At 71.1% G+C, this 24,680-nt stretch carries 22 protein-coding genes and 1 pseudogene; 17 read left to right on the forward strand and 6 right to left on the reverse strand.

Translation table 11 applies throughout. The features are described 5' to 3' along the window. Nucleotides 1–120: 120 nt before the first annotated feature. The 4 genes from secD (at nt 121) to ACRAKI_RS10635 (ending at nt 6,260) form a co-directional block, all read left to right on the forward strand. Nucleotides 121–1,959, forward strand: coding sequence for a protein translocase subunit SecD (secD, locus tag ACRAKI_RS10620; RefSeq protein ID WP_447006885.1), 1,839 nt, complete (start codon nt 121–123; stop codon nt 1,957–1,959). 1 nt (nt 1,960) lies between these two features. Continuing rightward, a complete protein-coding gene (gene secF / locus ACRAKI_RS10625; protein ID WP_447006886.1) occupies nt 1,961–3,145 on the forward strand; it encodes a protein translocase subunit SecF in 1,185 nt (394 codons plus the stop codon). Further along, a complete protein-coding gene (locus tag ACRAKI_RS10630; protein WP_447006887.1) occupies nt 3,142–3,660 on the forward strand; it encodes an adenine phosphoribosyltransferase in 519 nt (172 codons plus the stop codon). Before secF ends, ACRAKI_RS10630 begins: the two co-directional genes overlap by 4 nt. 299 nt (nt 3,661–3,959) lie before the next feature. After that, nucleotides 3,960–6,260, forward strand: coding sequence for a RelA/SpoT family protein (locus ACRAKI_RS10635; RefSeq protein ID WP_447006888.1), 2,301 nt, complete (start codon nt 3,960–3,962; stop codon nt 6,258–6,260). Nucleotides 6,261–6,329: 69 nt separating this feature from the next. Here ACRAKI_RS10635 and ACRAKI_RS10640 read toward each other — a convergent pair whose 3' ends face one another. Beyond that, nucleotides 6,330–6,650, reverse strand: coding sequence for a hypothetical protein (locus tag ACRAKI_RS10640; protein ID WP_447006889.1), 321 nt, complete (start codon nt 6,648–6,650; stop codon nt 6,330–6,332). A 370-nt stretch (nt 6,651–7,020) separates the two neighbouring features. After that, nucleotides 7,021–7,899, reverse strand: a complete 879-nt coding sequence (locus ACRAKI_RS10645) for a peptidylprolyl isomerase (RefSeq protein WP_447006890.1) — start codon at nt 7,897–7,899, stop codon at nt 7,021–7,023. Between the two features lie 144 nt (nt 7,900–8,043). Between ACRAKI_RS10645 and ACRAKI_RS10650 the strand changes: the two genes are divergently transcribed. From ACRAKI_RS10650 to ACRAKI_RS10660, 3 genes are read left to right on the forward strand one after another with little or no spacing between them, the layout of a single operon-like run. Then, nucleotides 8,044–8,745 carry an MBL fold metallo-hydrolase gene (locus ACRAKI_RS10650; RefSeq protein WP_447006891.1) on the forward strand — a complete coding sequence of 234 codons (702 nt, stop codon included), beginning with the start codon at nt 8,044–8,046 and terminating at the stop codon, nt 8,743–8,745. A 4-nt stretch (nt 8,746–8,749) separates the two neighbouring features. After that, the gene (gene hisS / locus ACRAKI_RS10655) at nt 8,750–10,045 is read left to right on the forward strand and encodes a histidine--tRNA ligase (protein WP_447006892.1); all 1,296 of its coding nucleotides are present in this window, start codon (nt 8,750–8,752) and stop codon (nt 10,043–10,045) included. Then, nucleotides 10,042–10,671, forward strand: coding sequence for a hypothetical protein (locus ACRAKI_RS10660; protein WP_447006893.1), 630 nt, complete (start codon nt 10,042–10,044; stop codon nt 10,669–10,671). Before hisS ends, ACRAKI_RS10660 begins: the two co-directional genes overlap by 4 nt. A 9-nt stretch (nt 10,672–10,680) precedes the next feature. On the opposite strand, the gene ACRAKI_RS10665 is transcribed toward ACRAKI_RS10660, so the two are convergent. Continuing rightward, the gene (locus ACRAKI_RS10665) at nt 10,681–11,544 is read right to left on the reverse strand and encodes a spermidine synthase (RefSeq protein ID WP_447006894.1); all 864 of its coding nucleotides are present in this window, start codon (nt 11,542–11,544) and stop codon (nt 10,681–10,683) included. A gap of 90 nt (nt 11,545–11,634) precedes the next feature. On the opposite strand from ACRAKI_RS10665, the gene ACRAKI_RS10670 reads away from it, so the two are divergent. Beyond that, nucleotides 11,635–11,997 carry a DUF1304 domain-containing protein gene (locus tag ACRAKI_RS10670; RefSeq protein WP_447006895.1) on the forward strand — a complete coding sequence of 121 codons (363 nt, stop codon included), beginning with the start codon at nt 11,635–11,637 and terminating at the stop codon, nt 11,995–11,997. On the opposite strand, the gene ACRAKI_RS10675 is transcribed toward ACRAKI_RS10670, so the two are convergent. Beyond that, on the reverse strand, nt 11,924–13,396 hold the full coding sequence (locus ACRAKI_RS10675; RefSeq protein ID WP_447006896.1) for a YibE/F family protein: 1,473 nt from the start codon (nt 13,394–13,396) through the stop codon (nt 11,924–11,926). The genes ACRAKI_RS10670 and ACRAKI_RS10675 overlap by 74 nt on opposite strands. A gap of 181 nt (nt 13,397–13,577) precedes the next feature. On the opposite strand from ACRAKI_RS10675, the gene ACRAKI_RS10680 reads away from it, so the two are divergent. Then, complete coding sequence (locus tag ACRAKI_RS10680; RefSeq protein ID WP_447008383.1) at nt 13,578–14,204, forward strand: nitroreductase family protein; 627 nt, start codon at nt 13,578–13,580, stop codon at nt 14,202–14,204. Here ACRAKI_RS10680 and ACRAKI_RS10685 read toward each other — a convergent pair. Together ACRAKI_RS10685 and pnuC are read right to left on the reverse strand one after the other, a co-directional pair. Continuing rightward, nucleotides 14,132–15,280, reverse strand: a complete 1,149-nt coding sequence (locus ACRAKI_RS10685; RefSeq protein WP_447006897.1) for an AAA family ATPase — start codon at nt 15,278–15,280, stop codon at nt 14,132–14,134. The two genes, ACRAKI_RS10680 and ACRAKI_RS10685, sit on opposite strands and share 73 nt — an antisense overlap. After that, a complete protein-coding gene (pnuC, locus tag ACRAKI_RS10690; RefSeq protein WP_447006898.1) occupies nt 15,277–15,927 on the reverse strand; it encodes a nicotinamide riboside transporter PnuC in 651 nt (216 codons plus the stop codon). Before pnuC ends, ACRAKI_RS10685 begins: the two co-directional genes overlap by 4 nt. A 46-nt stretch (nt 15,928–15,973) precedes the next feature. Here pnuC and ACRAKI_RS10695 point away from each other — a divergent pair, with 46 nt between their 5' ends. The 8 genes and pseudogenes from ACRAKI_RS10695 (at nt 15,974) to ACRAKI_RS10730 (ending at nt 24,678) form a co-directional block, all read left to right on the forward strand. Beyond that, a complete protein-coding gene (locus tag ACRAKI_RS10695) occupies nt 15,974–17,878 on the forward strand; it encodes an intein-containing Rv2578c family radical SAM protein (protein WP_447006899.1) in 1,905 nt (634 codons plus the stop codon). 42 nt (nt 17,879–17,920) lie between these two features. Beyond that, nucleotides 17,921–18,508, forward strand: coding sequence for a GrpB family protein (locus ACRAKI_RS10700; RefSeq protein ID WP_447006900.1), 588 nt, complete (start codon nt 17,921–17,923; stop codon nt 18,506–18,508). Between the two features lie 37 nt (nt 18,509–18,545). Beyond that, complete coding sequence (locus tag ACRAKI_RS10705; protein WP_447006901.1) at nt 18,546–18,947, forward strand: nuclear transport factor 2 family protein; 402 nt, start codon at nt 18,546–18,548, stop codon at nt 18,945–18,947. An 84-nt stretch (nt 18,948–19,031) separates the two neighbouring features. Beyond that, a complete protein-coding gene (locus ACRAKI_RS10710; RefSeq protein WP_447006902.1) occupies nt 19,032–19,631 on the forward strand; it encodes a TetR/AcrR family transcriptional regulator in 600 nt (199 codons plus the stop codon). Continuing rightward, nucleotides 19,628–20,377 carry a TIGR03084 family metal-binding protein gene (locus ACRAKI_RS10715; protein WP_447006903.1) on the forward strand — a complete coding sequence of 250 codons (750 nt, stop codon included), beginning with the start codon at nt 19,628–19,630 and terminating at the stop codon, nt 20,375–20,377. The genes ACRAKI_RS10710 and ACRAKI_RS10715 overlap by 4 nt, the downstream gene beginning before the upstream one ends. 56 nt (nt 20,378–20,433) lie before the next feature. Then, a pseudogene (locus ACRAKI_RS10720) lies at nt 20,434–21,932 on the forward strand (acyclic terpene utilization AtuA family protein). Further along, nucleotides 21,929–23,086 (forward strand): acyl-CoA dehydrogenase family protein, encoded by a 1,158-nt coding sequence (locus ACRAKI_RS10725; protein WP_447006904.1) that lies wholly within the window; start codon nt 21,929–21,931, stop codon nt 23,084–23,086. The pseudogene ACRAKI_RS10720 and the gene ACRAKI_RS10725 overlap by 4 nt, the downstream one beginning before the upstream one ends. Next, a complete protein-coding gene (locus ACRAKI_RS10730) occupies nt 23,083–24,678 on the forward strand; it encodes an acyl-CoA carboxylase subunit beta (RefSeq protein ID WP_447006905.1) in 1,596 nt (531 codons plus the stop codon). The genes ACRAKI_RS10725 and ACRAKI_RS10730 overlap by 4 nt, the downstream gene beginning before the upstream one ends. Nucleotides 24,679–24,680 lie beyond the last annotated feature (2 nt).

Below are 24,680 nucleotides of genomic sequence, written 5' to 3' on the forward strand. Positions count from 1 at the left end.
CCTCGGCCTGGAGCCGGCAACTGTGAACGTGCCGACTCCAGGCAGTGACGCGCAGCTCACACCATCAGGGGTACGCTGCGCCCTCGCTGACCTTGTCAACTATCAGGAGACGGACGGACCGTGGCACCTCCGGCCGGGCAAATCCGCCCCGCGAAGTACCTGGGCGCATTTGTCCTCATCGTGGTCGCGCTGTACTCCCTGGTGTTTCTCACCGGGAACGGCAAGGCGACACCCAAGCTCGGTATCGACCTCCAGGGTGGCACGCGTGTCACGCTGACCGCCCGTGCTCCTGATGGGCAGACGCCGTCGGAGGAAGCGCTCGACCAGGCGCGCACCCTCATCGAGACGCGGGTCAACGGCCTGGGCGTGTCGGGCGCGGAGGTCGTCCGCGACGGCACCAACCTGGTGATCACGGTCCCCGGCACTGACAGCGAGGGCGCGAAGCGGCTCGGCCAGACCGCCAAGCTGAACTTCCGCAAGGTCATCGGCTCGCCGATGCCGAACGTCCCGGCCCAGCCGGAGCCGACGGAGAGCGCCCCGCCGCCCACGGACCCGTCCGCGCCGCCCGCGAGCGAGAACCCCGAGCCGTCCGAGACCGCGGCCGAGACCCCGCCGACCACGACCGCCCAGGGTCGACCGGCACCGGCGTTCGAGGCCCAGCCGGAGACGACGACCGCGCCCGCGGAGCCGACCACGACCCCGCCCGCGGACCCGTCGAGCCCGCCGGCCCAAGAGCAGATCGACTGCCGCGCCGTGTTCGGCGGCCAGGTCTCCGAGGACCCGAACAAGGCCATTCGCGAGGCCCGGCACTGCCGGCAGGAACAGCTGATGATGGTCGAGGACGAGCAGACCCTGGGGCAGGCGCTCCAGGTCTTCACGTGCCCCGAGGTCGACCCGCTGCTCGGCAACGACGACCCGTCGATGCGGCTGCTGACCTGCAACCAGGACGGTACCGAGAAGTACGTCCTCGCGCCGGTCACCCCGCCGGCCGACGGCAGCGTGAAGGAAGAGGACTACAGCACCTACTCCCGGCTGACCGGCGAGGACATCGACAACGCGACGGCCGGCACCGACCCTCAGGGCGCGGGCTTCATCGTCAACCTGTCGTTCAAGGGCGCCGGCGCCGACAAGTGGGCCAAGTTCACCTCGGCGAACGTGTCCCAGCAGGTCGCGGTCGTGCTGGACAGCCAGGTGGTGTCCGCCCCGAGCATCAACGAGGCGATCCTCGGCGGCAGCACCCAGATCAGCGGCCGGTTCACCCAGGCCGAGGCGAACGGCCTGGCCAACGTGCTGAAGTACGGCTCGCTGCCGCTGTCGTTCGAGTCCTCCGAGGCCGAGACGGTCTCCGCGACGCTCGGCCTGGCCTCGCTGAAGGCCGGTCTGATCGCCGGCGGCATCGGCCTCGCGCTGGTGTTCGTCTACTGCCTCTTCTACTACCGCCTGCTCGGCCTGCTGACCATCCTGTCGCTGGTGCTGTCCGGCGTCGTGGTCTACGCGGTGCTGGTGCTGCTGGGCCGCTGGATCGGGTTCACCCTCGACCTCGCGGGCATCGCCGGCTTCATCGTGTCGATCGGTATCACCGCGGACTCGTTCGTGGTGTTCTTCGAGCGGTTGAAGGACGAAGTGCGCGAGGGCCGGACGTTCCGGTCCGCCGTGCCGCGCGCCTGGGTCCGGTCGCGCCGCACGATCCTGTCGGCGGACGCGGTCAGCTTCCTCGCCTCGGCCATCCTGTACGTGATCGCCGTCGGCCAGGTGAAGGGCTTCGCGTTCACGCTCGGCATGTCCACGGTGCTCGACCTGATCGTGGTCTTCCTGGTGACGCACCCGCTGGTCAGCATCGTCTCGAAGTCGAAGTCCCTGTCCAACCCGAAGCTGTCGGGTCTCGGCGGCGCCGTCCAGGCCGCCGTCGACGACCGCGCGCTGTCGGGTGCGAAGAGCACCGCTGTGAAGGAGGTCTGACGTGGCCGAGACGAAGAAGAAGGCCAACGTTTTCCAGCGGCTCTACGTCGGCAACGGCGCGTTCGACATCGTCGGACGGCGCAAGCGCTGGTACGTGCTGTTCGGCCTGATCCTGCTGGTCTGCATCGGGTCGATCGTGTTCCGGGGCTTCAACCTGGGCATCGACTTCACCGGTGGCACGCGCGTCCAGCTGCCGGCGAACAGCGCGTCCGGCACGATCAGCGTCGAGGCGGCCAAGGAGACGTTCACGAAGGCCATCGGCCGGGAGCCCACCACGGTGCAGACCGTGGGCACGGGCGACGTGGCGACCATCCAGATCCGGTCGGACGCGCTGAGCGCCGACGAGGTGTTCGCGCTGAAGAGCGCGATCGAGGAGGACCTCAAGCCCAACGGTGGCGCGCAGGCCGTCAGCGACAGCGCCGTGTCCGCCTCCTGGGGCGGTGAGATCACCGGCAAGGCGCTGATCGCGCTCGCCGTGTTCTTCCTCGCCGTCATGATCTTCCTGGCGCTGTACTTCGAAGTGGCCATGGCGATCGCGGCGCTCGTCGCGGTGCTGCACGACGTGGTGATCACGGCGGGCATCTACTCGCTGGTCGGCTTCGAGGTCTCGCCCGCGACGGTGATCGGTCTGTTGACCATCCTCGGCTTCTCGCTCTACGACACGGTGGTGGTGTTCGACAAGGTCCGGGAGAACACCCGTGGCCTGCTCGGCCTCACCCGCCGCACGTACAGCGAGGCGGCGAACCTGGCGGTGAACCAGACCCTGATGCGCTCGATCAACACGTCGTTGATCGCGTTGCTGCCGGTGCTGGGCCTGCTGGTGATCGGCGTGGGTCTGCTCGGCGTCGGCACGCTGAAGGACCTGGCGCTGGTGCAGCTGACCGGTATCGCGATCGGCGCGCTGTCGTCCATCTACATCGCCACCCCGGTCGCGGTGGACCTGAAGATGCGTGACGCCCGGTACAAGGCGCAGGCCGCCCGGGTGCACGCGCGTCGGGACAACCTGGCCCGCAAGGCCGGCGGCGAGGCCGTCAGCGGTGGCGACATCGTGGAGTCGACGGACGACGAGTCGGTGCAGGCGGAAGTGCGCAAGGAGAAGGCCATGGCGGCTGCGGCGGGCGTGCCCGCGCGGACCGGCAAGGCCGCTGACGTGCGTCGCCGCCCGTCGGGCAAGAAGCAGCGTTGAAGCTCGACCGAGCCCTAGGGCTGCTGCGTGAGGTCCCGGACTTCCCCCTGCCGGGGGTCGTCTTCCGGGACCTCACGCCGGTCTTGGCCGACCCGGACGCGTTGCGCGCCGTGGTCGACGCCTTGCAGGACAAGATCCACCCGGACACGCAGCTGGTCGCGGCCGTCGAGTCGCGCGGCTTCCTGCTGGGTGCGGCGCTCGGGTACGGCTGGCGCTACGGCGTCGTGCCGCTGCGCAAGCCGGGCAAGCTCCCCGCCGTGACCCACCGCGTGTCGTACGCCTTGGAGTACGGCACCGCTACCCTCGAACTGCCAGCCGACTCCATTTTGCCTGGTCAGAGCGTTGTGGTCGTGGATGACGTGCTGGCGACCGGCGGTACCGCGGTGGCGGCGTGCGAGCTGGTCGAACGCGCCGGTGGCGTCGTGACGGGCGTGTCGGTGGTGCTGGAGATCCAGGGCCTGGGCGGCCGTGACCGCCTCGCGGGCCGTGAGGTCAACGCCCTCCTGACCGTCTGACCCGTCCGCGCGGGACCTGGTCCCATGCGCGGGGTGGCCTGAGTTGTCCACAGGTGCCCGTCCGACTGCCGGGATCGTCGGATTCCGCCGGCAGAATATAAACAAGGGGACCCTCTGAGCGGGGGACGCGCGCGCAGCGGTGCCAGGCGGCGTTCAGGCTGGTGAAACGCGGTTCCGGGCGACTGGTCGCGCTGAACGGCGGTTGCTGCTCGTCGTGTGAACCGCACCGCTCATCGGCTCGCCGCCCGGGTCTGCCGCCCAACGGAGTTATCCTCGGTTCCTAGACCCGAGGAGCGTGGTTGAGCCAGGACACCGAACCCGCCCAGACGTCGCCGCCCGTGCCCGCACGGCCGCCGTCGGCGACGAGGCGCGTGCGCGCACGGCTGGCACGTCGGATCACCGCCCAGCGCGCGGCGCCGGTCAAGCAGGTGCTCGAGCCGCTGGCGGCCGTCCACCGCGACCTGCACCCCAAGGCCGACCTGGCGCTGCTCCAGCACGCCTACGACGTGGCGGAGGAGAAGCACCGGCCGCAGCGGCGGAAGTCCGGCGACCCGTACATCACGCACCCGCTCGCGGTGGCGACGATCCTGGCCGAGCTGGGCATGGACACGACCACGCTGGTCGCGGCCCTGCTGCACGACACGGTCGAGGACACGGACTACTCGCTGGACCAGCTGCGGGTCGACTTCGGCAACGAGGTCGCGCTCCTGGTCGACGGCGTGACCAAGCTGGACAAGGTCAAGCTGGGCGCGGCGGCCGAGGCCGAGACCATCCGCAAGATGGTCATCGCGATGGCCAAGGACCCGCGGGTGCTGGTCATCAAGCTGGCCGACCGGCTGCACAACATGCGCACGATGCGGTTCCTGCCGCCGGAGAAGCAGGCCCGCAAGGCCCGCGAGACCCTGGAGGTGCTCGCCCCGCTCGCGCACCGCCTGGGCATGGCGACGGTGAAGTGGGAGCTGGAGGACCTGGCGTTCGCGATCCTCCAGCCGAAGAAGTACGACGAGATCGTGCGCCTGGTCGCCAACCGCGCGCCGTCCCGCGACACGTACCTGGGCGGCGTCATCACGGAGCTGACCCGGCAGCTGGAGGGCGCTCGGATCACCGCCAAGGTGGAGGGCCGGCCCAAGCACTACTACTCGATCCACCAGAAGATGATCGTGCGCGGTCGCGACTTCGACGACATCCACGACCTCGTGGGCGTGCGCATCCAGGTGGACGAGGTCCGTGACTGCTACGCCGCCATGGGCGTGGTGCACGCGCTGTGGCAGCCCATGCCCGGCCGGTTCAAGGACTACATCGCGCAGCCCCGTTTCGGCGTGTACCAGTCGTTGCACACGACGGTCATCGGGCCGGACGGCAAGCCGCTGGAAGTGCAGATCCGGACGTACGACATGCACCGGACCGCCGAGTACGGCATCGCGGCGCACTGGCGGTACAAGGAGACGCGCGGCACGCACACCGGCAAGGGTGTCGAGGTCGACGAGATGGCCTGGATGCGGCAGCTGCTGGACTGGCAGCGGGAGGCCGCCGACCCGGGCGAGTTCCTGGAGTCGCTGCGGTTCGACCTGGCGGCGCGGGAGATCTTCGTCTTCACGCCGAAGGGCGACGTCGTCACCCTGCCCACGGGTTCCACGCCGGTCGACTTCGCCTACGCCGTGCACACCGAGGTCGGCCACCGGTGCATCGGCGCCCGCGTCAACGGACGGCTCGTCGCGCTCGAGCGGAAGCTGGAGAACGGCGAGGTCATCGAGATCTTCACCTCGAAGGCCGAGGGCGCGGGCCCGTCCCGTGACTGGCTGTCGTTCGCGGCGTCCCCGCGGGCCAAGGCCAAGATCAAGCAGTGGTTCGCGAAGGAGCGCAAGGAAGAGGCGATCGAGCTCGGCAAGGACGCCATCGCCAAGGAGGTCCGCCGCGTCGGGTTGCCCCTCCAGCGCCTCGTCTCGGCCGACTCCATGGGCGCCCTGTCGAAGGAGCTGCACTACCCCGACGTGTCCGCGCTGTACGCGGCCGTGGGGGAGGGGCACACCTCCGGGCGGCACGTGGTCCAGCGGTTGGTGGCGCAGCTCGGCGGTGTCGAGCACGCCGAGGAGGAGCTGGCCGAGCGGTCCACGCCGTCCACCGTCACCAGGCGGCGGGTCACCGGTGACGCCGGGGTCATCGTCAAGGACGCGTCCGACGTGTGGGTCAAACTGGCCCGCTGCTGCACGCCCGTGCCCGGTGACGACATCCTCGGTTTCGTCACGCGCGGCGGTGGGGTCTCCGTGCACCGGACCGACTGCACCAACGCGGACGAGCTGCTGAGGACACCCGAGCGGTTGCTGGACGTCGAGTGGGCGCCGTCGTCGTCATCGGTGTTCCTGGTGGCGATCCAGGTGGAGGCGCTGGACCGGCACCGGCTGCTCTCGGACGTGACGAAGGTGCTGGCCGACGAGAAGGTGAACATCCTGTCGGCGTCGGTGACGACGTCGCGGGACCGGGTGGCGGTGTCGCGGTTCTCGTTCGAGATGGGCGACCCGAAGCACCTGGGTCACGTGCTCAAGGCCGTGCGGAGCGTCGAGGGCGTGTACGACGTCTACCGCGTGACGTCGGCTTCCTGAGCCCTGAGCCCTGAGCACGCCGGGTCCGGCGCGTCATCGCGCCGGACCCGGGTCGGGAAAGCCGTCGGCTCAGGGGATGCAGGGGCCCTGGAGCACCTCGACGGTGGGGGTGAAGGCACCGACGAAGGTGTCGCTGTGCGGTGCGGTGCACTTGTACGACCACGGGTTCGACAAGATGTGCCAGCGGATGATGATGGGCGAATTCGTGCAGTTGCCCCAGTACCAACCCCAGAATTCCTCGTGCAGCCCGCAGATCACCTGCGCGCTCACATCATCGGACGGGGCCGGCGCGACCGTCTCGGCCTGTGCCGCCTGAACGCCGGTGAACATCATGAACAGTGCGGAGATCCCGACCGCCGTGCGTACGGCGAACGACTTCGCGAACTTCAACTTCCCTCCCTGGAAATTGACACCCGAATTGGTTGCCCGGGTGGACGAAGTGAACCGCGCGCGTGTTCGGGCGGGTATCCGCTGATGGGGTGTGGCCGTGCCACTGCGCAGAGTCACCACGCCGGCGAGCGGTTGACCAGGGGGAAGTCGGGATTTGCGCGCCTGTTCTGGCGGTTGTAGCCGCTGCGGCGCGCCCGCCCGGCGGGCACTCGACGGCACGGTGTCCCGCCGCGCGGGAGTGCGGCGTCAGTGAAACGTCATCGCGCGGTGGGACCATCCGCATCGTCGGTCCCCACAGACCGACGGGGAAGACGCAGGGGCCCCGCACTCCTCTCCCGAGTGCGGGGCCCCTGCGTGTTCGTCGGACGGTCTACGCGATGGAGACCGACTCGAACTTCACTTCCTTGTTCGGCTTGCCGCCACCGGGCGCCGGGTCGAACGCGCCGTCGTGGCCGGCACGCGCCACCTCGTCGATCAGCTTGAGGCCCGCCTCGTCGATGCTGCCGAAGACCGTGTAGTCCGGCGCCAGCTGCGCATTGCCGTAGACGATGAAGAACTGGCTGCCGTTCGTGCCCTGCTGCGTCGCCTCGTCCTTGCCCGCGTTCGCCATCGCGAGGTAACCGCGGCCGTAGGACAGCTCGGGCCACGTCTCGTCGTCGAACGTGTACCCGGGGCCGCCGGAGCCGGTGCCCGTCGGGTCACCGCACTGGAGCATCTGCAGCCCCTCGGTGCCGATGCGGTGGCAGCTGCTGCCGTCGTAGTAGCCCTGCTGGGCCAGGTTGATGAAGCTGTTCACCGCGCACGGCGCCAGGGCGCGGTCCAGCGTCAGCTTCAGCTCGCCGATGTTGGCCTTGATGGTGGCGGTCGTGGTGCCGGTCGCGGGGACACCGCCGCCCTCGGGGGCCTTCGTGCCCTCCTTGGACGCGGGCTCCGTGGACGGCCGGTACTCACAGGTGGCCGGGTCCGCGATCGGGGTCGGGCGCGTCGGCAGCGCCTTGACCTCGGTCGGGATCTCCACCGGGGCGGCCGACGTGGACGGGGTGGCCGAGGCCGCGGCGTCGTCCCCCGTGTCGTTGTTGGTGAAGTCGGTCGTGGCGAGGAAGTACACACCACCCGCTACGACGACGACGGTGACGGCGGTCGCGACTACAGCGAGCACCCGGCGCCGCTTCGCACGCTCAGCCCGGCGGACGAGCTGGCGTTCCAGCTTCCGCTTGGCCTGCTCGCGGCGCTGCACGTTGGTCGGCACCTGCAACCTCCCTGATCTCCCGTCGACGGCGACGATCGGTCAGCAGTCTAGGGGGCACGTATATGGCTGGTGTATGCCGGATAGGCTGGTTGACGGGGTCCGCAGGGATCCGTTGTCGATCCGTTGCCGACGAGAGGTGATCCCGTGCTGGTGATCGGGTTCCCGACCGGCGCCCTCCAGGCCAACTGCTTCGTGTTGGCCACGGGCGCGGGCGAGGCCTGCGTGGTGGTCGATCCGGGCCAGGACGCGGCCGAGCCGATCGCCGAGGCGTTGCGCGAGCACCGGCTCTCGCCGGTCGCGGTGCTGCTGACGCACGGGCACTTCGACCACTCGTTCTCGGTCGCGCCCGTCTGCGACGGCAACGACATACCGGCGTGGATCCACCCCGACGACCGCGACCTGCTGTCCGACCCGCTCAAGGGCATCAGCGCCGAGTCGCGGACCTTCTTCGGCGGCAACCTGGAGATGCGGGAGCCGCGCGAGGTGCGCGAGTTGGCCGACGGCGCCGAGCTGGACCTGGCGGGTCTCCGGCTGACCGTCGACCACACACCGGGCCATACCGGCGGGTCGGTGATGTTCCGCGCCGGGACGGAAGAGGGCGGACGGCTCGTGCTGTCCGGCGACACCCTCTTCGCCGGCTCCATCGGACGCACCGACCTGCCGGGCGGCAACCACCGCGAGATGCTGACGTCCCTGCGCACGAAGGTGCTGACGTTGGCCGACGACACGGTGGTGCTGCCCGGCCACGGGCCCACGACGACCATCGGCCGCGAGCGCGCGGGCAACCCGTTCCTGCTGGGACTGGGTTCGTCCGACGCGCCGGCCGCACCGCACCGAGGACTGTAGAACCGTGACGACGTCTCCTTCCGCACCCGCTTCCTCCGCACCCCCCTTCGCCGCGCCCAAGGGCGTGCCCGACTACTTCCCGCCGAACTCCGCGTCGTTCCTGGCGGTCCGCGACACGCTCGTCGAGTCCGCGCGCCGGGCCGGCTACGGCTACGTCGAGCTGCCCGTCTTCGAGGACACCGCGCTGTTCGCCCGCGGCGTCGGCGAGTCGACCGACGTGGTCAGCAAGGAGATGTACACGTTCACCGACCGCGGCAACCGGTCCATCACGCTGCGGCCCGAGGGCACGGCGGGTGTGATGCGCGCGGTGATCGAGCACGGGCTCGACCGCGGGCAGCTGCCGGTGAAGCTCGCGTACGCCGGCCAGTTCTTCCGCGCCGAGCAGCCGCAGGCCGGGCGTTACCGGCAGTTCCACCAGGTCGGCATCGAGGCGGTCGGCGTGGACGACCCGGCGTTGGACGCGGAGGTCATCGCGGTCGCCGACGCGGGGTTCCGGGCGTTGGGGCTGACCGGGTTCCGGCTGGAGCTGACGTCGCTGGGCGACGCCACGTGCCGTCCGCAGTACCGGGAGAAGCTGCAGGACTTCCTGGCCGCTCTCCCCCTGGACGAGGAGACGCGGCGGCGGGCCGAGCTGAACCCGTTGCGGGTGCTGGACGACAAGCGGCCCGAGGTGCGGGAGCTGGTCGCGGACGCGCCGCTGATGGTGGACAACCTGTCGGCCGAGTCGCTGGCGCACTACGAGCAGGTCAAGGGCTACCTGAACGACCTGGGCGTGAAGTTCGTGGAGAACCCGCGGATGGTGCGCGGCCTGGACTACTACACGAAGACGACGTTCGAGTTCGTGCACGACGGGTTGGGCGCGCAGTCGGGCATCGGCGGCGGCGGGCGCTACGACGGGTTGATGGAGCAGTTGGGCGGGCAGCCGCTGTCCGGGGTCGGGTTCGGGCTCGGCGTGGACCGGGCGCTGCTGGCGTGCCAGGTCGAGGGCGTGGCGCCGGGCGACGAGACGCGGTGCGACGTGTACGGCGTGCCGTTGGGCGAGGTGGCGAAGTCGCGGCTGGTGGCGTTGTCGGCGCCGCTGCGCGCGGCCGGGGTGCGGTTCGACCTCGCCTACGGCGGCAAGGGGCTCAAGGGCGCGATGAAGGGCGCCGACCGGTCCGGTGCGCGGTTCGCGCTGGTGCTGGGCGAGCGCGACATCGAGGCCGGGGTCGTGCAGCTGAAGGAGCTGGCGTCGGGTGACCAGCGCGCCGTGCCGCTGGCGGACGTGGTGATCTCGGTGCTGGAGGCGTTGGGCCGGTGAGCGAGCGGATTGCCCTTGACCTGCTCGACCCGAAGGCGGTGCGCAAGCGCGCGCGGACGGTCGGCGTCGGCGCGCTGATCGTCGCCGCCGCGTTCGGCGGGTTGCTGGGGCTGCTCGCCGGGCGGACGGCAGGTCTGGTGGCGGCGGCGGTGTTCGCCGTGCCGCTGTTGCTGCTGGCGTGGTCGGAGGCGCGACGGCGGGTGTGGCTTGAGGGCCATGTGCTGTCGGTGCGCGCCTTCGGCACGCGTTCGGTGGACCTGCACACCGCCGAGCAGTTGGACCTGCTCGTGACGGACATGCGCGGCACCCGGACGGTGGGGCTGTTCGTGCGCGGTGGCGGCAAGGCGGTCAACCTGGCGCTGGCCATCTACGCGGGCACGGGTGGGCGGGAGCAGGGCATCCTGCCGCTGCGCAAGCTGGCCGACGTGCTGGCGAGCCGGGGTGACGCGCCGGGCCTGGTGTTCTCCGAACTCCTGGTCGCCCAGCTGCGCGCCGAGGCCCGCGGCCTGGCCGCCGCCGACCGCCCCCTCTACCAGTTGGGCTCCATGGCCCCCGCCGGCCGCCTGGCCCAGAAGCTGACCCCCGAAGCCATCTCGCGCTTCGTCTCCACCCTCGACCAGTCCTGACCCGCCGGCTCACTCGTCGGGCAGGCCCCAGGTGCCCTTGGGCGGCGAGGGCGACTGGGTGGCCGTGGCGTCCGTGGTCGGCGGCGCCCCGCCGATGAACCGGGTCAGGGAGTCGTCGTGCTCGACGCGCCCCGGGAACGGGTCGCCGGCCGTGCGCCTGGTGAGGGCCGCGATCGGCAGCTCCACGTGCGACCCGACGACGACGAAGTTGCCGAACCGCCTGCCCCGGAACACACCCGGCTCCGCCAGCACGCACACGTGCGGGAACACGGCGCGGACGGTGGCGGCTTGGGCCTTGGCGAACGCGAGCTTGCCGCCGTCGCCGATGTTCGCCGCGTAGGTCCCGCCCGGACGCAGGGTGCGCGACGCCAGCTCCACGAACTCGACCGACGTCAGGTGGGCGGGCGTGCGGGCGCCGGCGAACACGTCCGTCACGACCAGGTCGAACGTGTCCTCGGGAGCCTTGGCCAGGACGGCGCGCGCGTCACCGTTGCGGATGCGCAGCCGCCAGTTCCGGTCCAGCGGGAGGACGCCCCGCACCAGGTCGATCAGCGCGCCGTCGATCTCCACGACCTGCTGCGTGGACCGGGGCCGCGTGGTGGCGATGTAGCGGGGGAGGGTGAGCGCCCCGCCGCCCAGGTGCAGGGCCCGGATCGGGTCGCTGCCCGGCGCGACCAGGTCGGCGACGTGGCCGAGCCGGCGCAGGTACTCGAACTCCAGGTGCGTCGGGTCGTCCAGGTCCACGTGGGACTGCGGGGTGCCGTTCAGGCGAAGCATCCACGCCCGGGGCACGTCCGGGTCGGGGGCCAGTTCCGCGATGCCCGAGTCGACCTCCCGACTGATGGTCTCGTCGGCTTTCCGGATCCGTCCCACCCGGTGATTATCCCGGTAGCCGCCGTCCCGGTGGCGACCCGGGTGGTGAGGCCGGACACGGCTCCCGGCATGCGAGTACGTTGTTCATCCGTGCAGATCGCCGCTGATGTCCTGACCGCGCTCGTCGCGGCCATCCACCTCTACATCGTCGTGCTGGAGATGTTCCTCTGGACCACTCCGCGCGGCCGTGCGACCTTCGGCACGACCAAGGAGTTCGCCGCCGAGTCGAAGGTCCTCGCCGCCAACCAGGGCCTCTACAACGGCTTCCTGGCGGCCGGTCTGGTCTTCGCGCTGATCGCGCCCGGCACGACGGGGTTCGCTTTCGCGGTGTTCTTCCTGATCTGCGTGATCGTGGCGGGCCTGTACGGCGCCGCGACGGTCAGTCGTCGGATCCTGGTCGTGCAGTCCGTGCCCGCCGCGATCGCGCTGGTGCTGGTCCTGCTGGCGCACTAGGTCCACCGGAGGCGGGCCGACGCCACGGGCCCTTGGCCGGGTCGTAGCCGGTCCGCAGGTCACCGGCCACCCGCTTCCGCCACGGGGGGTTCAGCGCCGACGTCACCTCGTCCTCCTCCGAGCCGGAGCCGGAGTCCGGGCCGGAGTCGGGGGCGAGGTCGTCGTCGGGCGTGGTGGAGGCGGGGAACGGTTCGCGGCCGGCCACGAACGTGGCCAGGGCGGTGGTGATCGGCACGGCGGCCACCAGGCCGATGCTGCCCACCAACGTCCGCACGACCTCCTGCGCCACCTCCTGCGCGGTCAGGATCTCGCCCACCGTGCGACCGGACAGCGAGAACGCCAGCAGCAAGGGCAGCGCCGCGCCCGCGTACGCCATGACCAGCGTGTTCACCACGGATGACAGGTGGTCGCGGCCGATCCGCGACCCCGCCGCGTACAGCTCGCGGAACCCGAGCGACGGGTTCGCCCGGCGCAGCTCCCACACCGCGCTGGTCTGCGTCACCGTCACGTCGTCCAGCACGCCCAGCGCGCCGATGATCGTGCCCGCCAACAACAGCCCGCGCGTGTCGATGTCGTGCCCGAGCAGCGACACCAGGTTCGCGCTCTCCTGGTCCAGCCCGGTCAGCTTGCCGAACGCGGAGAACGCCGCACCCAGCACGCCGATCAACGCCAGGCTCCCCAACGTGCCCAGCACCGCCGTGGACGTCCGCACGGAGAACCCGTGGGTCAGGTACAGCACCACGAACATGATCATCCCGGCGCCGACCACGGCCACGGCCGGCGGGCTCTCCCCGGCCAGGATCGCGGGCAGCACGAACAGCGCCAGCACCACGAAGCTCAACGCCAGCGCGCCCAGCGCCGCCAACCCCTGCCACCGCCCCAACAGCAGCACCGCCGCCGCGAACAGCACGGCGAGCAGCAGCAGCGGCACCCCGCGCTGGAAGTCGGCCAGCTGGTACGACGTGCTGTCGTCCGGGTCGCCGCCGCCGTAGGACAGCACCACCGCGTCGCCGACCTCGAACGTCGGCGTGCCCGGCTGGTCCGGGATCGGGATGCGGATCTCCCGGCCCGCCGCCGCGCCGTCGCTCATCTTCACGGTCACCAGGAAGCACCCGTTGGCGCCGGGCACCTCGGCGTCCGGTCCGCACCCGCCCTGCACCACGGCGGTCACGTCGCCGCGCACCGGCACCTGCGCCAGCCCGGCCTCCGCGCCCGTGCGCTGCTCGTGCCCGAACGGGTACAGCAGCAGCGTGCCCACCACGGTGGCCAGCACGAACGGCACGAGCAAGATCAGCAGCAGCTTCCGGACCGGCTCCGAAGAGGGTTCGGTGGAGCGGCCGTGTCCGTGTCCGTGTCCGCCGTGCGCGGCGATCAGATCCTTGGCGTGCACGGCGCACATACTGCCCGACCCGCCCCGTGCGTCCGCATTCCGGACAGTTCAGTGCGAATTCCGGGGCAAACCCTTCAACCGGGACCTGCGCGGTGCCACGCTCGGCAAGGTGACCACGAACCGGACACCTCAGCACTGGACCTCACCGCACGGCAAGGACTTCACCCCGGTCCCGTACCGGCCGCCGCGGATGCCGGTCGACCGTTCCCTGCGCGCCGCCGCCGACCTGCGCGCCCGCATGGAGGAACGCCGCACGGTGCGCATGTTCTCCACCGACCCCGTGCCCGAGCAGGTGGTGCTCGACGCCATCGCGACCGCCTCCACCGCGCCCAGCGGAGCGCACCAGCAGCCGTGGAAGTTCGTGCTGGTCAAGGACCAGGAGGTGCGTCAGCTCATCCGCGAGGCCGCCGAGCACGAGGAACGCGTCTCGTACGCGGGCCGGCTCGGCGACGAGTGGCTGGACGCCTTGCGCCCGCTCGGCACCGACCACGCCAAACCGCACCTGACCGACGCGCCGGTGCTGGTGGTCGTGTTCCAGCAGCGGTTCCACCTCGCGCCCGACGGCACCACCCGCAAGCACTACTACGTGGACGAGTCGGTGGGCATCGCGGTCGGCATGATGCTGACCGCGCTGCACCTGGCCGGGCTCGCCGCGCTCACCCACACGCCGTCGCCGATGAGGTTCCTCGGCGAGATCCTGGGCCGCCCGCGCAACGAGAAGGCGTTCGCGGTGATCCCGATCGGCTACCCGGCCGACGACTGCGTGGTGCCGGACCTGGTCCGCAAGCCCTTGGACCAGGTCGTCGTGACCGTCTGAGCGCGGAGCGGGTCGGCGAACCGGAAGTGCCCGGCCACCGCCTCCTCGCACGCCGTCAAGGCCTGCCGCAGCCGCTCGTCCGGTGGCCCCGTGACCAGCCGCCACGGCACGCCCCGCGCGGCCAGGCCGGCCTCGAACTCGCCGGTCATCCACGCGCGCAGGTGCTCGCCGTCCCGCCACCCGTCCTGCTCGAACGGCACGCCGACGTGGTCGGTGAGCAGGTACAGGGCGGGGCGGTGGGCGTCCGGCGCGATGTCCGGGTGCGGGGCGCCCAGGTACCGGTGGCCCCAGACGGTCGCCGCCCAGGAGTCGTTGTCGCACACCAGGACCGGGCCGTCCACCGCCGCGTCGGCCAGTTCCCGCTGCCTGCGCGCCACGTCCTGGAAGTCGCCGACCGTCCACACAAGACCGTCGACGTCGGCGTCCGGGTCGAACGCGCGTGCGGCGGCCAGCTTCGACTCCGTGTGCTCGCGGCCGTACTCGGGCACCCACGGCGCGTCGAGCGCGGCGGCGAGGTCGCGCGACAACGTCGTGGTGCCCGTGCTCTCCGCGCCCACCACCACGATCCGCGCGCACAGCCCGACCCGGGTCGCTCGCGCGAGGTGCGTCCACTGGCCGCGCGGGTCGGCCCGGACCGCCGTGCCCGACACGGGGAAGGTGTCGCGGTCCAGGTCGACCAGCACGTGCCTGGCGCCCAGCCGTTTGGCCATCTCGTCGCCGTAGTGCTCGCTGGAGAACACCGCGTCGATCGCCGCCGACGCCGGATCGCCGTCCATGATCGCCCGCCGCCCGAGCACCGCCCGTGCCACGCCCATGTGCAGCTCCCACGCGGTGTCGCTGTCGAGGTCCATCTCGTGCTCGTCCACGTCGCCGAGCACGACGAGACCGGGCGTGCCGGCGTGCTCGGCCCGCAGCCACGCCACCCGGTCGGCCACCGGGATCGACTCCACGCCCGACGCCAGCACGGTCACGGTGGTCCGCCGGCTGCGCGCGGCGGCGGTGCGGACGAGGTGGTGGTGCCCGGCGTGCGGCGGGTAGAACTTGCCGAGCACCAGCGCGTGGTCGAAGTCGGTCACGCGGCGACCAGCTCGTCGCGCTCGTCCTCGCGCAGGGCCTTGGTCCAGTTGCGCAGGCCGATCACGCAGAGGGCCATGAACCCGACGTAGAGGACCGCCGTCAGCCACAGGTCCTTGTAGGCGTACAACGGAACGTAGATCACGTCAGCGGCGATCCACAGCCACCAGCACTCGACCTTCTTGCGGGTCTGGCCCCACGTGGCCAGCAGGGAGAGCACGGTGGTCACGGAATCGGCCCAGGGCACCGTCGAGGTGGTGAACGAGGTGAGCACCCACACCAGCAGCAACGTCCCGGCCACGCCGGCCGCCAGCAGCCACTGCCACTGCACGCGGGTGGTCCGGCTCACCGGCAGCGGGGTGCGTTCGACACCGCCCCGGAGCCACGACCACCAGCCGTACAGCGCGAGCGCGACGTAGACGACCTGGAGCCAGGAGTCGGCGAACAGGCCGCTGGTCGCGAACAGCACCAGGAAGGCGAGGTTGTTCAGGATGCCGATCGGCCAGTTCCACACGTTCTGCCTGGCCACGAGCCACACGCAGAGCGCGCCGGTGATGAAACCGGCCACCTCGCCCCAGCTGGTGGTCACGCCGGCGAAGGTCACCGCGGGTGTGTTGAAGGGCCAGAGGATGACGTCCAGCACTGACACGGGCACTCCGTTTGACCGTAGTTCGAACACGTGTTCGAATGGATTCATGCGATGGGACGGGCAGAAGGACGGGGCTGACCGGCAGCAGGCTCTGCCGGGGTTGCCGGGACTGGTGCGCAGCGTACGAACTCCCGACTTCGCCGACATCGTGTTCCACGAGGTGAACGCCAAGAGCGTGCTGAACAAGGTGCCGGGCGACGGGCTGCCGTTCGGCTGGACGGTCAACCCGTACCGGGGCTGCACGCACGGCTGCACGTACTGCCTGACCGGGGACACGCCGGTGCTGCTGGCGGACGGCCGCACCAAGCCCATCGCCGAGCTGTCCGTGGGCGAGGAGGTGTTCGGCACGTCCGAGGGCCGGTTCGTGGTCACGCGCGTGCTGGCGCACTGGAAGACCGCCAAGCCCGCGTACCGGGTGACGTTGGGCGACGGCACGCAGGTCGTCTCGGGTGGCGACCACCGGTTCCTCACCGACGAGGGCTGGAAGCACGTGACGCCCGGCCGGTGCGAGGACTTCGAGGAGCGCCCGTCCCTGGCCAAGGGCGCGCAGTTGGTGGGGACGGGCCGGTTCGCCGCGCCGCCGACCCAGGGCGAGCAGTACCGCAGCGGCTACCTGTGGGGCGTGGTGCGCGGCGGCCTGCCCAGCCAGCCGGACGTGCGGGCGCGGCTGCGCGAGTACACCGGCGGCCGGGTGCCGCGCGAGCAGGACCTGGTGGAGTGGCCGACGACGCCGGGGGAGGAGTGGTCGAAGGGCTTCCTGGCGGGCCTGTTCGACGCGCGCGGCAGCTCCACCGGCGGGCAGCTGGTGATGGCGAGCGCCGACAGCGCGGTGTTCGAGGCGGCCGTGCTGGCGTTGACGCGGCTGCGCGTGTCGCACGTGGTCGAGGTGCGCGGGGTGAGGATCGTCGGCGGGCTGGCCGAGCGGCTGAGGTTCCTGCACCTGGTCGGTCCCGCGATCCCGCGCGGCAACGCGGTGGAGGGCATGGCCGTGCCCGTGACGTCCCGGCTGTCGGTGGTGTCGGTGGAGTCGCTGGGCGTGACGCGGACCCTGTACGACATCACCACCGGCACCGGCGACTTCGTGGCCAACGGCCTGGTCAGCCACAACTGCTTCGCCCGCAACACGCACACGTACCTGGACCTCGACGCGGGGCGCGACTTCGACACCCAGGTGGTGGTGAAGGTCAACGCGGTGGAGGTGCTGGAGGGTCAGCTGCGGTCGCGTCGGTGGCGGCGCGAGCACGTGGCCATGGGCACGAACACCGACCCGTACCAGCGGGCGGAGGGCCGGTACGCGTTGATGCCGGGCATCATCCGGGCGCTGGCCGACTCGGGCACGCCGTTCTCGATCCTCACGAAGGGCACCGTGCTGGCCCGCGACCTGCCGTTGTTGGCGGAGGCGTCGTCGTCGGTGCCGGTGGGCATCGGGGTGTCGCTGGCGTTGCTGGACCGGGACCTCCAGTCGGGGCTGGAACCGGGCACGCCGACTCCGCCGGCACGGCTCGACCTGGTGCGGCGGATCCGTGACGCCGGGTTGCCGTGCGGGGTGTTCATCGCGCCGGTGCTGCCCCGGCTGACCGACTCGGACGAGCAGTTGGACGAGCTGCTGGCGTCGATCGCGTCGGCGGGTGCGACGGGCGTGACCGTGCTGCCGCTGCACCTGCGGCCGGGTGCGCGGGAGTGGTTCGCCCGGTGGCTGGTGCGGGAACGGCCGGACCTGGTGGACGACTACCGGCGGCTGTACGCGCGCGGATCCTATGTGGACGCCCGCTACCGCCGCCTGCTCACCGCGCGCATCGAGCCACTGCTGGCCCGGCACGGCTTGGACGTGCGCGGCAAGCGCGAGGCGGTGGGCGTTCCGGGTGACGACGAGGGCCTGTGGCCGGAAGGCAGCCTCCCCGCGGCTACCCCGCCCGCGCCCGTGGTGCAGGAGCAGTTGAGCCTGCTCTGATCGCGGTGGACGGGCCCGTCCGGCGGCGCTACGTTGCGGCGGGTGCCGACTTTCGAGGACATCACCCGACACCACGACTCCGATCCGTCCGAGAACCCGTGGGTCCTCGGGCCACCGGCGCCCGAGCCGGTCGAGATCGTGCCGTACGACCCTCGGTGGCCCGCTCGCTACGAAACCTTGGCGGCGGAGATCCGCAGGACGCTCGGTGGCGCGGTACTGGACATCGAGCACATCGGATCGACCTCCGTCGAGGGGTTGGCCGCCAAGGACGTCATCGACATCACCCTCGCGGTCGCCGACTCCCGGGACGAGGACCAGTACGTTCCCGCGCTCGAACGCGTCGGCTACGTGCTCACGATTCGGGAGCCGTCGTTCCACGAGCACCGGTGCCTGAGGCTCGCCGAGCCCCGGGTGAACCTGCACGTGTACGGCCCGGGCAGCCCGGAGCCCATCCGGAACCGCATGTTCCGCGACTGGCTGCGCGCCCATCCCGGGGATCGCGAGCTGTACGAGGAGGCGAAGCGGGCGGCGGTGCCCGGTGGCGGACACGTCATGGACTACAACGCGCGCAAGCAGGCCGTGATCCGGGAGATCTACGACCGGTTGTTCCGCGCCGCCGGAATGCTGTAGAGCACCTTGGCGTACTTCGTACCGTACGCTGTACGGCATGAGTGCTGTGGCAAGTGGTGGAGCGGGGTTCGTGCCGACCGGCGAAGACGTCGCGGGCGTGCTCGCGTGGTTCGAGAAGTGGGACGCCCTGGCCGTGGCCAAGGACGTCGAGGCGATGGCCGGGATGGCGTTGTTCCCGGTCAACGCGGTCACCGACGGGTCGGCGCAGTCGTGGGACCGGGCACGGTTCCTCAGCGACATGGCCGCGACGCTCGGCGAGGGCGATGTGCGGATGGAATCGGTCCGCACGCCGCACTTCATCAACGCGAACCTGGTGTTCGTGATCACCGACGCGACCATGACGGTCGGGGAGTTCTCGCAGGTCGTGCGATACGGCGACCTGCTCGTGAAGGCCGGGGGCGAGTGGCTGTTCCAGACCATGGTCCAAGGCGGGTGGTAGCACCCCGGCGTCGGTGACGGCGCCGATCCGGCCAACTAACAATCAGTCTTGACTGTTTGTTAGTTGGCCGGAACACTCGGTCGCATGGCCACCGACACCACGCCGAAGGAGACCAGGCGCCAGGCCGACCGCAGCCGCGAGACCAGGCGCAAGCTCATGGAGGCGACCGTCGAGTGCCTGGTCGAACGCGGCTGGGCGGGCACCACGACCACCGTGGTCGCCGAACGCGCGGGCGTGTCGCGGGGCGCTCAGCTGCACCACTTCCGCACGCGCGGCGAGCTGGTCGCGGCGGCGGTGGAGCACCTGGGCGTCGAGAGCGTCCTGCACCTCAAAGAACGCGCGCGGCAGGTCAACGGGAGCACGGTGGCGGTGGTCGAGCTGATCGCCGACTACTACGCCAGCGACCTGTTCACCGCCGCCCTCGAACTGTGGGTCGCCGCGCGCACCGATCCCGAGCTCAAGACCGTGGTGGTGCCGCTGGAGGTCCGGCTGGGCCGCGAGACGCACCGCCTGGCGGTCGAACTGCTGAACGCCGACGAGTCCAAGCCGGGCGTCCGCGAAGCCGTGCAGATCACGCTGGACCTGGTGCGCGGACTGGCCCTGGCCGACCAGCTCACCGACGACGGCAAGCGGCGCAAGCGGATCATCGGGCACTGGGCGAGGATGCTGGAGGATTCGCTGTGATCAACGAGGTCCTGATCGACCTGCGCGTCGAGGGTGAGGTGTTGGACGCCCTCGTCGCACCGCTGGACGACTGGTCGGTCCCCACCCCCGCGCCGGGCTGGACGATCGCCAACCAGATCAGCCACCTGCACTGGACCGACCGGATCGCCGGGCTGGCCGCACGCGATCCGGAGGCGTTCGCGGAAGCGCTGAAGCAGGCCACGCAGGACATGGTGGACGAGGGCGCGCGCGAGCCGGTCACCCTCGAACAGTGGCGCGAGGGTCGCAACGAGCTGGCCGACGCGCTGCTCGCCGTGCCGCAGGGCGCGAAGGTGCCGTGGTTCGGCCCGCCGATGAGCCCCGCGTCGATGGCCACCGCCCGGCTGATGGAGACCTGGGCGCACGGCCAGGACGTGGCCGACGCGCTCGGCGTCACCCGCGAGCCGACCAACCGGCTGAGGCACGTCGCGCACATCGCGGTCCGCGCGTTCGGCTACGCGTTCGTGGTCAACGGCCTGCCGGCGCCGCAGGTCCCGGTCCGGGTGGAGCTGCTCTCCCCGGAGGGCGACCTGTGGACCTGGGGCCCGGCGGACGCCGAGGACCGGATCACCGGACCGGCGCTGGACTTCTGCCTGCTGGCCACCCGGCGCAGGCACCGCGACGACCTCGCCGTCACGGCCGTCGGCGACAACGCCGAGGCGTGGCTGCCCATCGCGCAGGCGTTCGCCGGCCCGCCCGGCCCCGGTCGGGAGAAGGGGCAGCCGTGATCCGGATCGGCAACGCCTCCGGCTTCTACGGCGACCGGTTCTCCGCCGTCCGCGAGATGCTGACCGGCGGTGACCTGGACGTGCTCACCGGCGACTACCTGGCCGAGCTGACCATGCTCATCCTGGGCCGAGACCGGGTGAAGGACCCGAACCTCGGCTACGCCCGCACGTTCCTGCGCCAGCTCGAAGAGAACCTGGCGGACGCGCTCGAACGCGGCGTCAAGATCGTCTCCAACGCGGGCGGGCTGAACCCGGAAGGGCTGGCCGAGGCGATCGACAAGCTCGGCCTCGGCGCGAAGGTCGCCCACGTGACCGGCGACGACCTGCGTGACCGGTTCCCGGAGGCGTTGACCGCCAACGCCTACCTGGGCGCGTGGGGCATCGCCGAATGCCTGAACGCCGGGGCGGACGTCGTGGTCACCGGCCGCGTCACCGACGCGTCGCTCGTCGTCGGACCGGCGGCGGCGCACTTCGGCTGGGGCCGCGAGGACTGGGACGCGCTGGCGGGCGCGACCGCCGCCGGGCACGTGCTGGAGTGCGGCACGCAGGCCACCGGCGGCAACTACTCCTTCTTCACCTCGATCGACGCGACGCGGCCCGGTTTCCCCATCGCGGAGATCGAGGTGGACGGCTCGTCGGTCATCACCAAGCACGACGGCACGGGCGGCGCGGTCACCGTGGACACCGTCACCGCCCAGCTGCTCTACGAGATCGGCGCGCCCGCCTACCCCGGGCCGGACGTGATCAGCCACTTCGACACCATCCGGCTGGACCCGCAGGACCGGGGCGTCGGGATCTCCGGGGTGAAGGGCTCGCCGCCACCGGACGCGCTCAAGGTCTGCCTCAACACCCTGGGCGGGTTCCGCAACTCCACCACGTTCGTGCTCACCGGGCTGGACGTCGAGGCCAAGGCGAACCTGGTCCGGCACCAGCTCGAAGCCGCCATCGGTCCCGAGGGTCTGACGTGGACGTTGGCACGCACCGAACACGCCGACGCGGACACCGAGGAGGAGGCGAGCGCTCTGCTGCACGTCACCGTGAAGACGGCGGATCCCCGGCGGGCCAAGGCGTTCTCGCGGGCGGGCATCGAGTTGGCGTTGGGCTCTTACCCGGGGTTCCACGTGACCGCGCCGCCCGGCGACGGCACGCCGTTCGGCGTCTACGAGGCCGCGTACGTGCCGCGGACGTCGGTGCGGCACCAGGCCGTGCTGCCCGATGGGAAGGTGGTCGACGTATGAGGGCGCCACTGGGAACCATCGCGGGCGCGCGTTCCGGCGACAAGGGCGGTGACGCCAACCTCGGCGTGTGGGTGCGCACCGACGCGCAGTACGAGTGGCTGCGGGCGGAACTGACCGTCGAGCGGCTGAAGGAACTGCTGCCCGAGGCGGGCGACGTCGACAGGTACGAGCTGCCGAACCTCAAGGCGCTGAACTTCGTGCTGCACGGCCTGCTCGGTGACGGCGTCGCGTCGTCCACCCGTTTCGACCCGCAGGCCAAGGCACTGGGGGAGTGGTTGCGGTCCCGCCACGTGGACATCCCGGAGGCGCTGCTGTGAACGTGACCTCCGAGCTGTTCGAGACGCCGGAGCGCCGGGACCTCCGCGCCACCGTGCGGAAGTTCACCGAACAGGAGGTCGTGCCGCACCTGTCGGACTGGGAACGGGCCGGTGAGCTGCCCCGCCGGCTGCACCGGACGGCCGCGGAGATCGGGCTGCTGGGCATCGGCTTCCCCGAGCACGTCGGCGGCGCGGGCGGCGACCTGGTCGACACCGTCGTGGTCACCGAGGAGCTGATCCAGGCCGGTGGCTCGTCCGGGCTGGTCGCCGGGCTGCTCACGCACGGCATCGCGTTGCCGCACATCATCGACTCGGGCAACGAGGACCTGATCGACCGGTTCGTCCGGCCCACGCTGGACGGTGAGCTGATCGGGTCGCTCGGCATCACCGAACCGGGTGGCGGGTCCGACGTCGCGGCCCTGCGCACCACCGCTCGTCGTGAAGGCGACTACTACGTGGTGAACGGTTCGAAGGCGTTCATCACGTCCGGTGACCGGGCCGACTTCGTCACCACGGCGGTCCGCACCGGTGGTCCCGGGTACGGCGGGGTGAGCCTGCTCGTGATCGAGAAGGGCACGCCCGGGTTCACCGTGGACCGCAGGCTGGAGAAGATGGGCTGGCACTGCTCGGACACCGCCGACCTGTCCTTCGTGGACGCACGGGTGCCGGCGGCCAACCTGGTCGGCGCGGAGGACGCCGGGTTCGCCCTGGTCATGCGCCAGTTCCAGGTGGAGCGGCTCTCGCTGGCGGTGCAGGCTTGCGCGACGGCCCAGCGGTGCCTCGACCTGACCGTGGCGTACACGAGGGAACGCCGGACGTTCGGCGAGCCGCTCATCGCCCGCCAGGTGGTCAGCCACCGGCTGGTGGAGATGGCGCAACGCATCGACCTCGCCCGCACTTACACGCGAGAAGTGGCGGTGAAGGCGGCGCAAGGACAGGAAGTCGTCGCGCAGGTGTGCTTCGCGAAGAACGCGGCCGTCGAGGCGTGCTCGTTCGTCGTGGACGCGGCGGTCCAGCTCCACGGCGGCGCGGGCTACCTGCGTGACGCGGAGGTCGAGCGGCACTACCGGGACGCGCGCATCCTCGGCATCGGGGGCGGCGCGACCGAGGTCATGACCGAACTGGCGGCACGGCGATTGGGGTTCACCGCATGACCACGTTGCGGACGGTGGTGGACAGCCGGTCGCCCGAGCACGTCGAGAACCGCGAGGCGTTGCTGGCCCGGCTCGCCGAGTTGGACGCCGAGCACGCCAAGGCGCTCGCGGGCGGCGGGGCGAAGTACACCGAGCGGCACCACAAGCGCGGCAAGCTGCTCGCACGGGAGCGGATCGAGCTGCTGGTCGACCAGGACAGCCCGTTCCTGGAGCTGTCGCCGCTGGCCGCGTGGGGGACCGACTACCCGGTGGGCGCGAGCGTGGTCACCGGCATCGGGGTGGTGGAGGGCGTCGAGTGCGTGATCGTCGCCAACGACCCGACCGTGCGCGGTGGCGCGAGCAACCCGTGGACGTTGCGCAAGACGTTCCGGGCCAACGACATCGCGTTGCAGAACCGGCTGCCGCTGATCGGCCTGGTCGAGTCCGGCGGCGCGGACCTGCCGAGCCAGAGCGAGATCTTCATCCCCGGCGGCCGGGCGTTCCGCGACCTGACCAGGCTGTCGGCGGCCGGTGTCCCGACCATCAGCACGGTGTTCGGCAACGCCACGGCGGGTGGCGCGTACGTGCCGGGCATGTCGGACTACGTGGTGATGATCAAGGAACGGTCGAAGGTGTTCCTCGGCGGCCCGCCGCTGGTGAAGATGGCCACCGGCGAGGAGTCCGACGACGAGTCGCTGGGCGGCGCGCGGATGCACGGCACCACGTCCGGCCTGGCCGACTTCGTGGCCGAGGACGAGGTGGACGCGATCCGGCTCACCCGCCGCGTGGTCGCCCGGCTGAACCGGCGCAAGCTCGGCCCGCCGCCCAAGCCGGTGGAACCGCCCCGCTACGACGAGGAGGACCTGCTCGGGCTGGTGCCGACGGACCTGCGGGTGCCGTTCGACCCGCGCGAGGTGATCGCCCGGATCGTGGACGGCTCCCGGTTCGACGAGTTCAAGCCCGACTACGGCAGCAGCCTCGTCACGGGGTGGGCCGACCTGCACGGCTACCCGATCGGGGTGCTGGCCAACGCGCGCGGCGTGCTGTTCAGCGAGGAAGCGCAGAAGGCCGCCCAGTTCATCCAGCTCGCCAACGCGAGCGACACCCCGCTGCTGTTCCTCCAGAACACCACCGGGTACATGGTCGGCGCGCAGTACGAGCAGGGCGGCATCATCAAGCACGGCGCGATGATGATCAACGCGGTGTCGAACAGCGCGGTGCCGCACCTGACCGTGGTCATGGGCGCGTCCTACGGCGCGGGCAACTACGGCATGTGCGGCAGGGCCTACGACCCCCGGTTCCTGTTCACCTGGCCGAACGCGAAGTCCGCCGTCATGGGGCCGAAGCAGCTCGCCGGCGTGCTGTCGATCGTGGCGCGGCAGGCCGCCGCCGCGAAGGGTCAGGACTACGACGACGAGCACGACGCGGCCATGCGGCAGATGGTGGAGGGCCAGATCGAGCAGCAGTCGCTGGCCCCGTTCCTGTCCGGCCGGCTCTACGACGACGGCGTGATCGACCCGCGCGACACCCGCACGGTGCTCGGCCTCTGCCTGTCCGCGATCCACAGCGGACCGATCAAGGGCGCCGACCGCTACGGCGTCTTCCGGATGTGAGG

It is taken from the genome of Saccharothrix isguenensis (assembly GCF_052936305.1).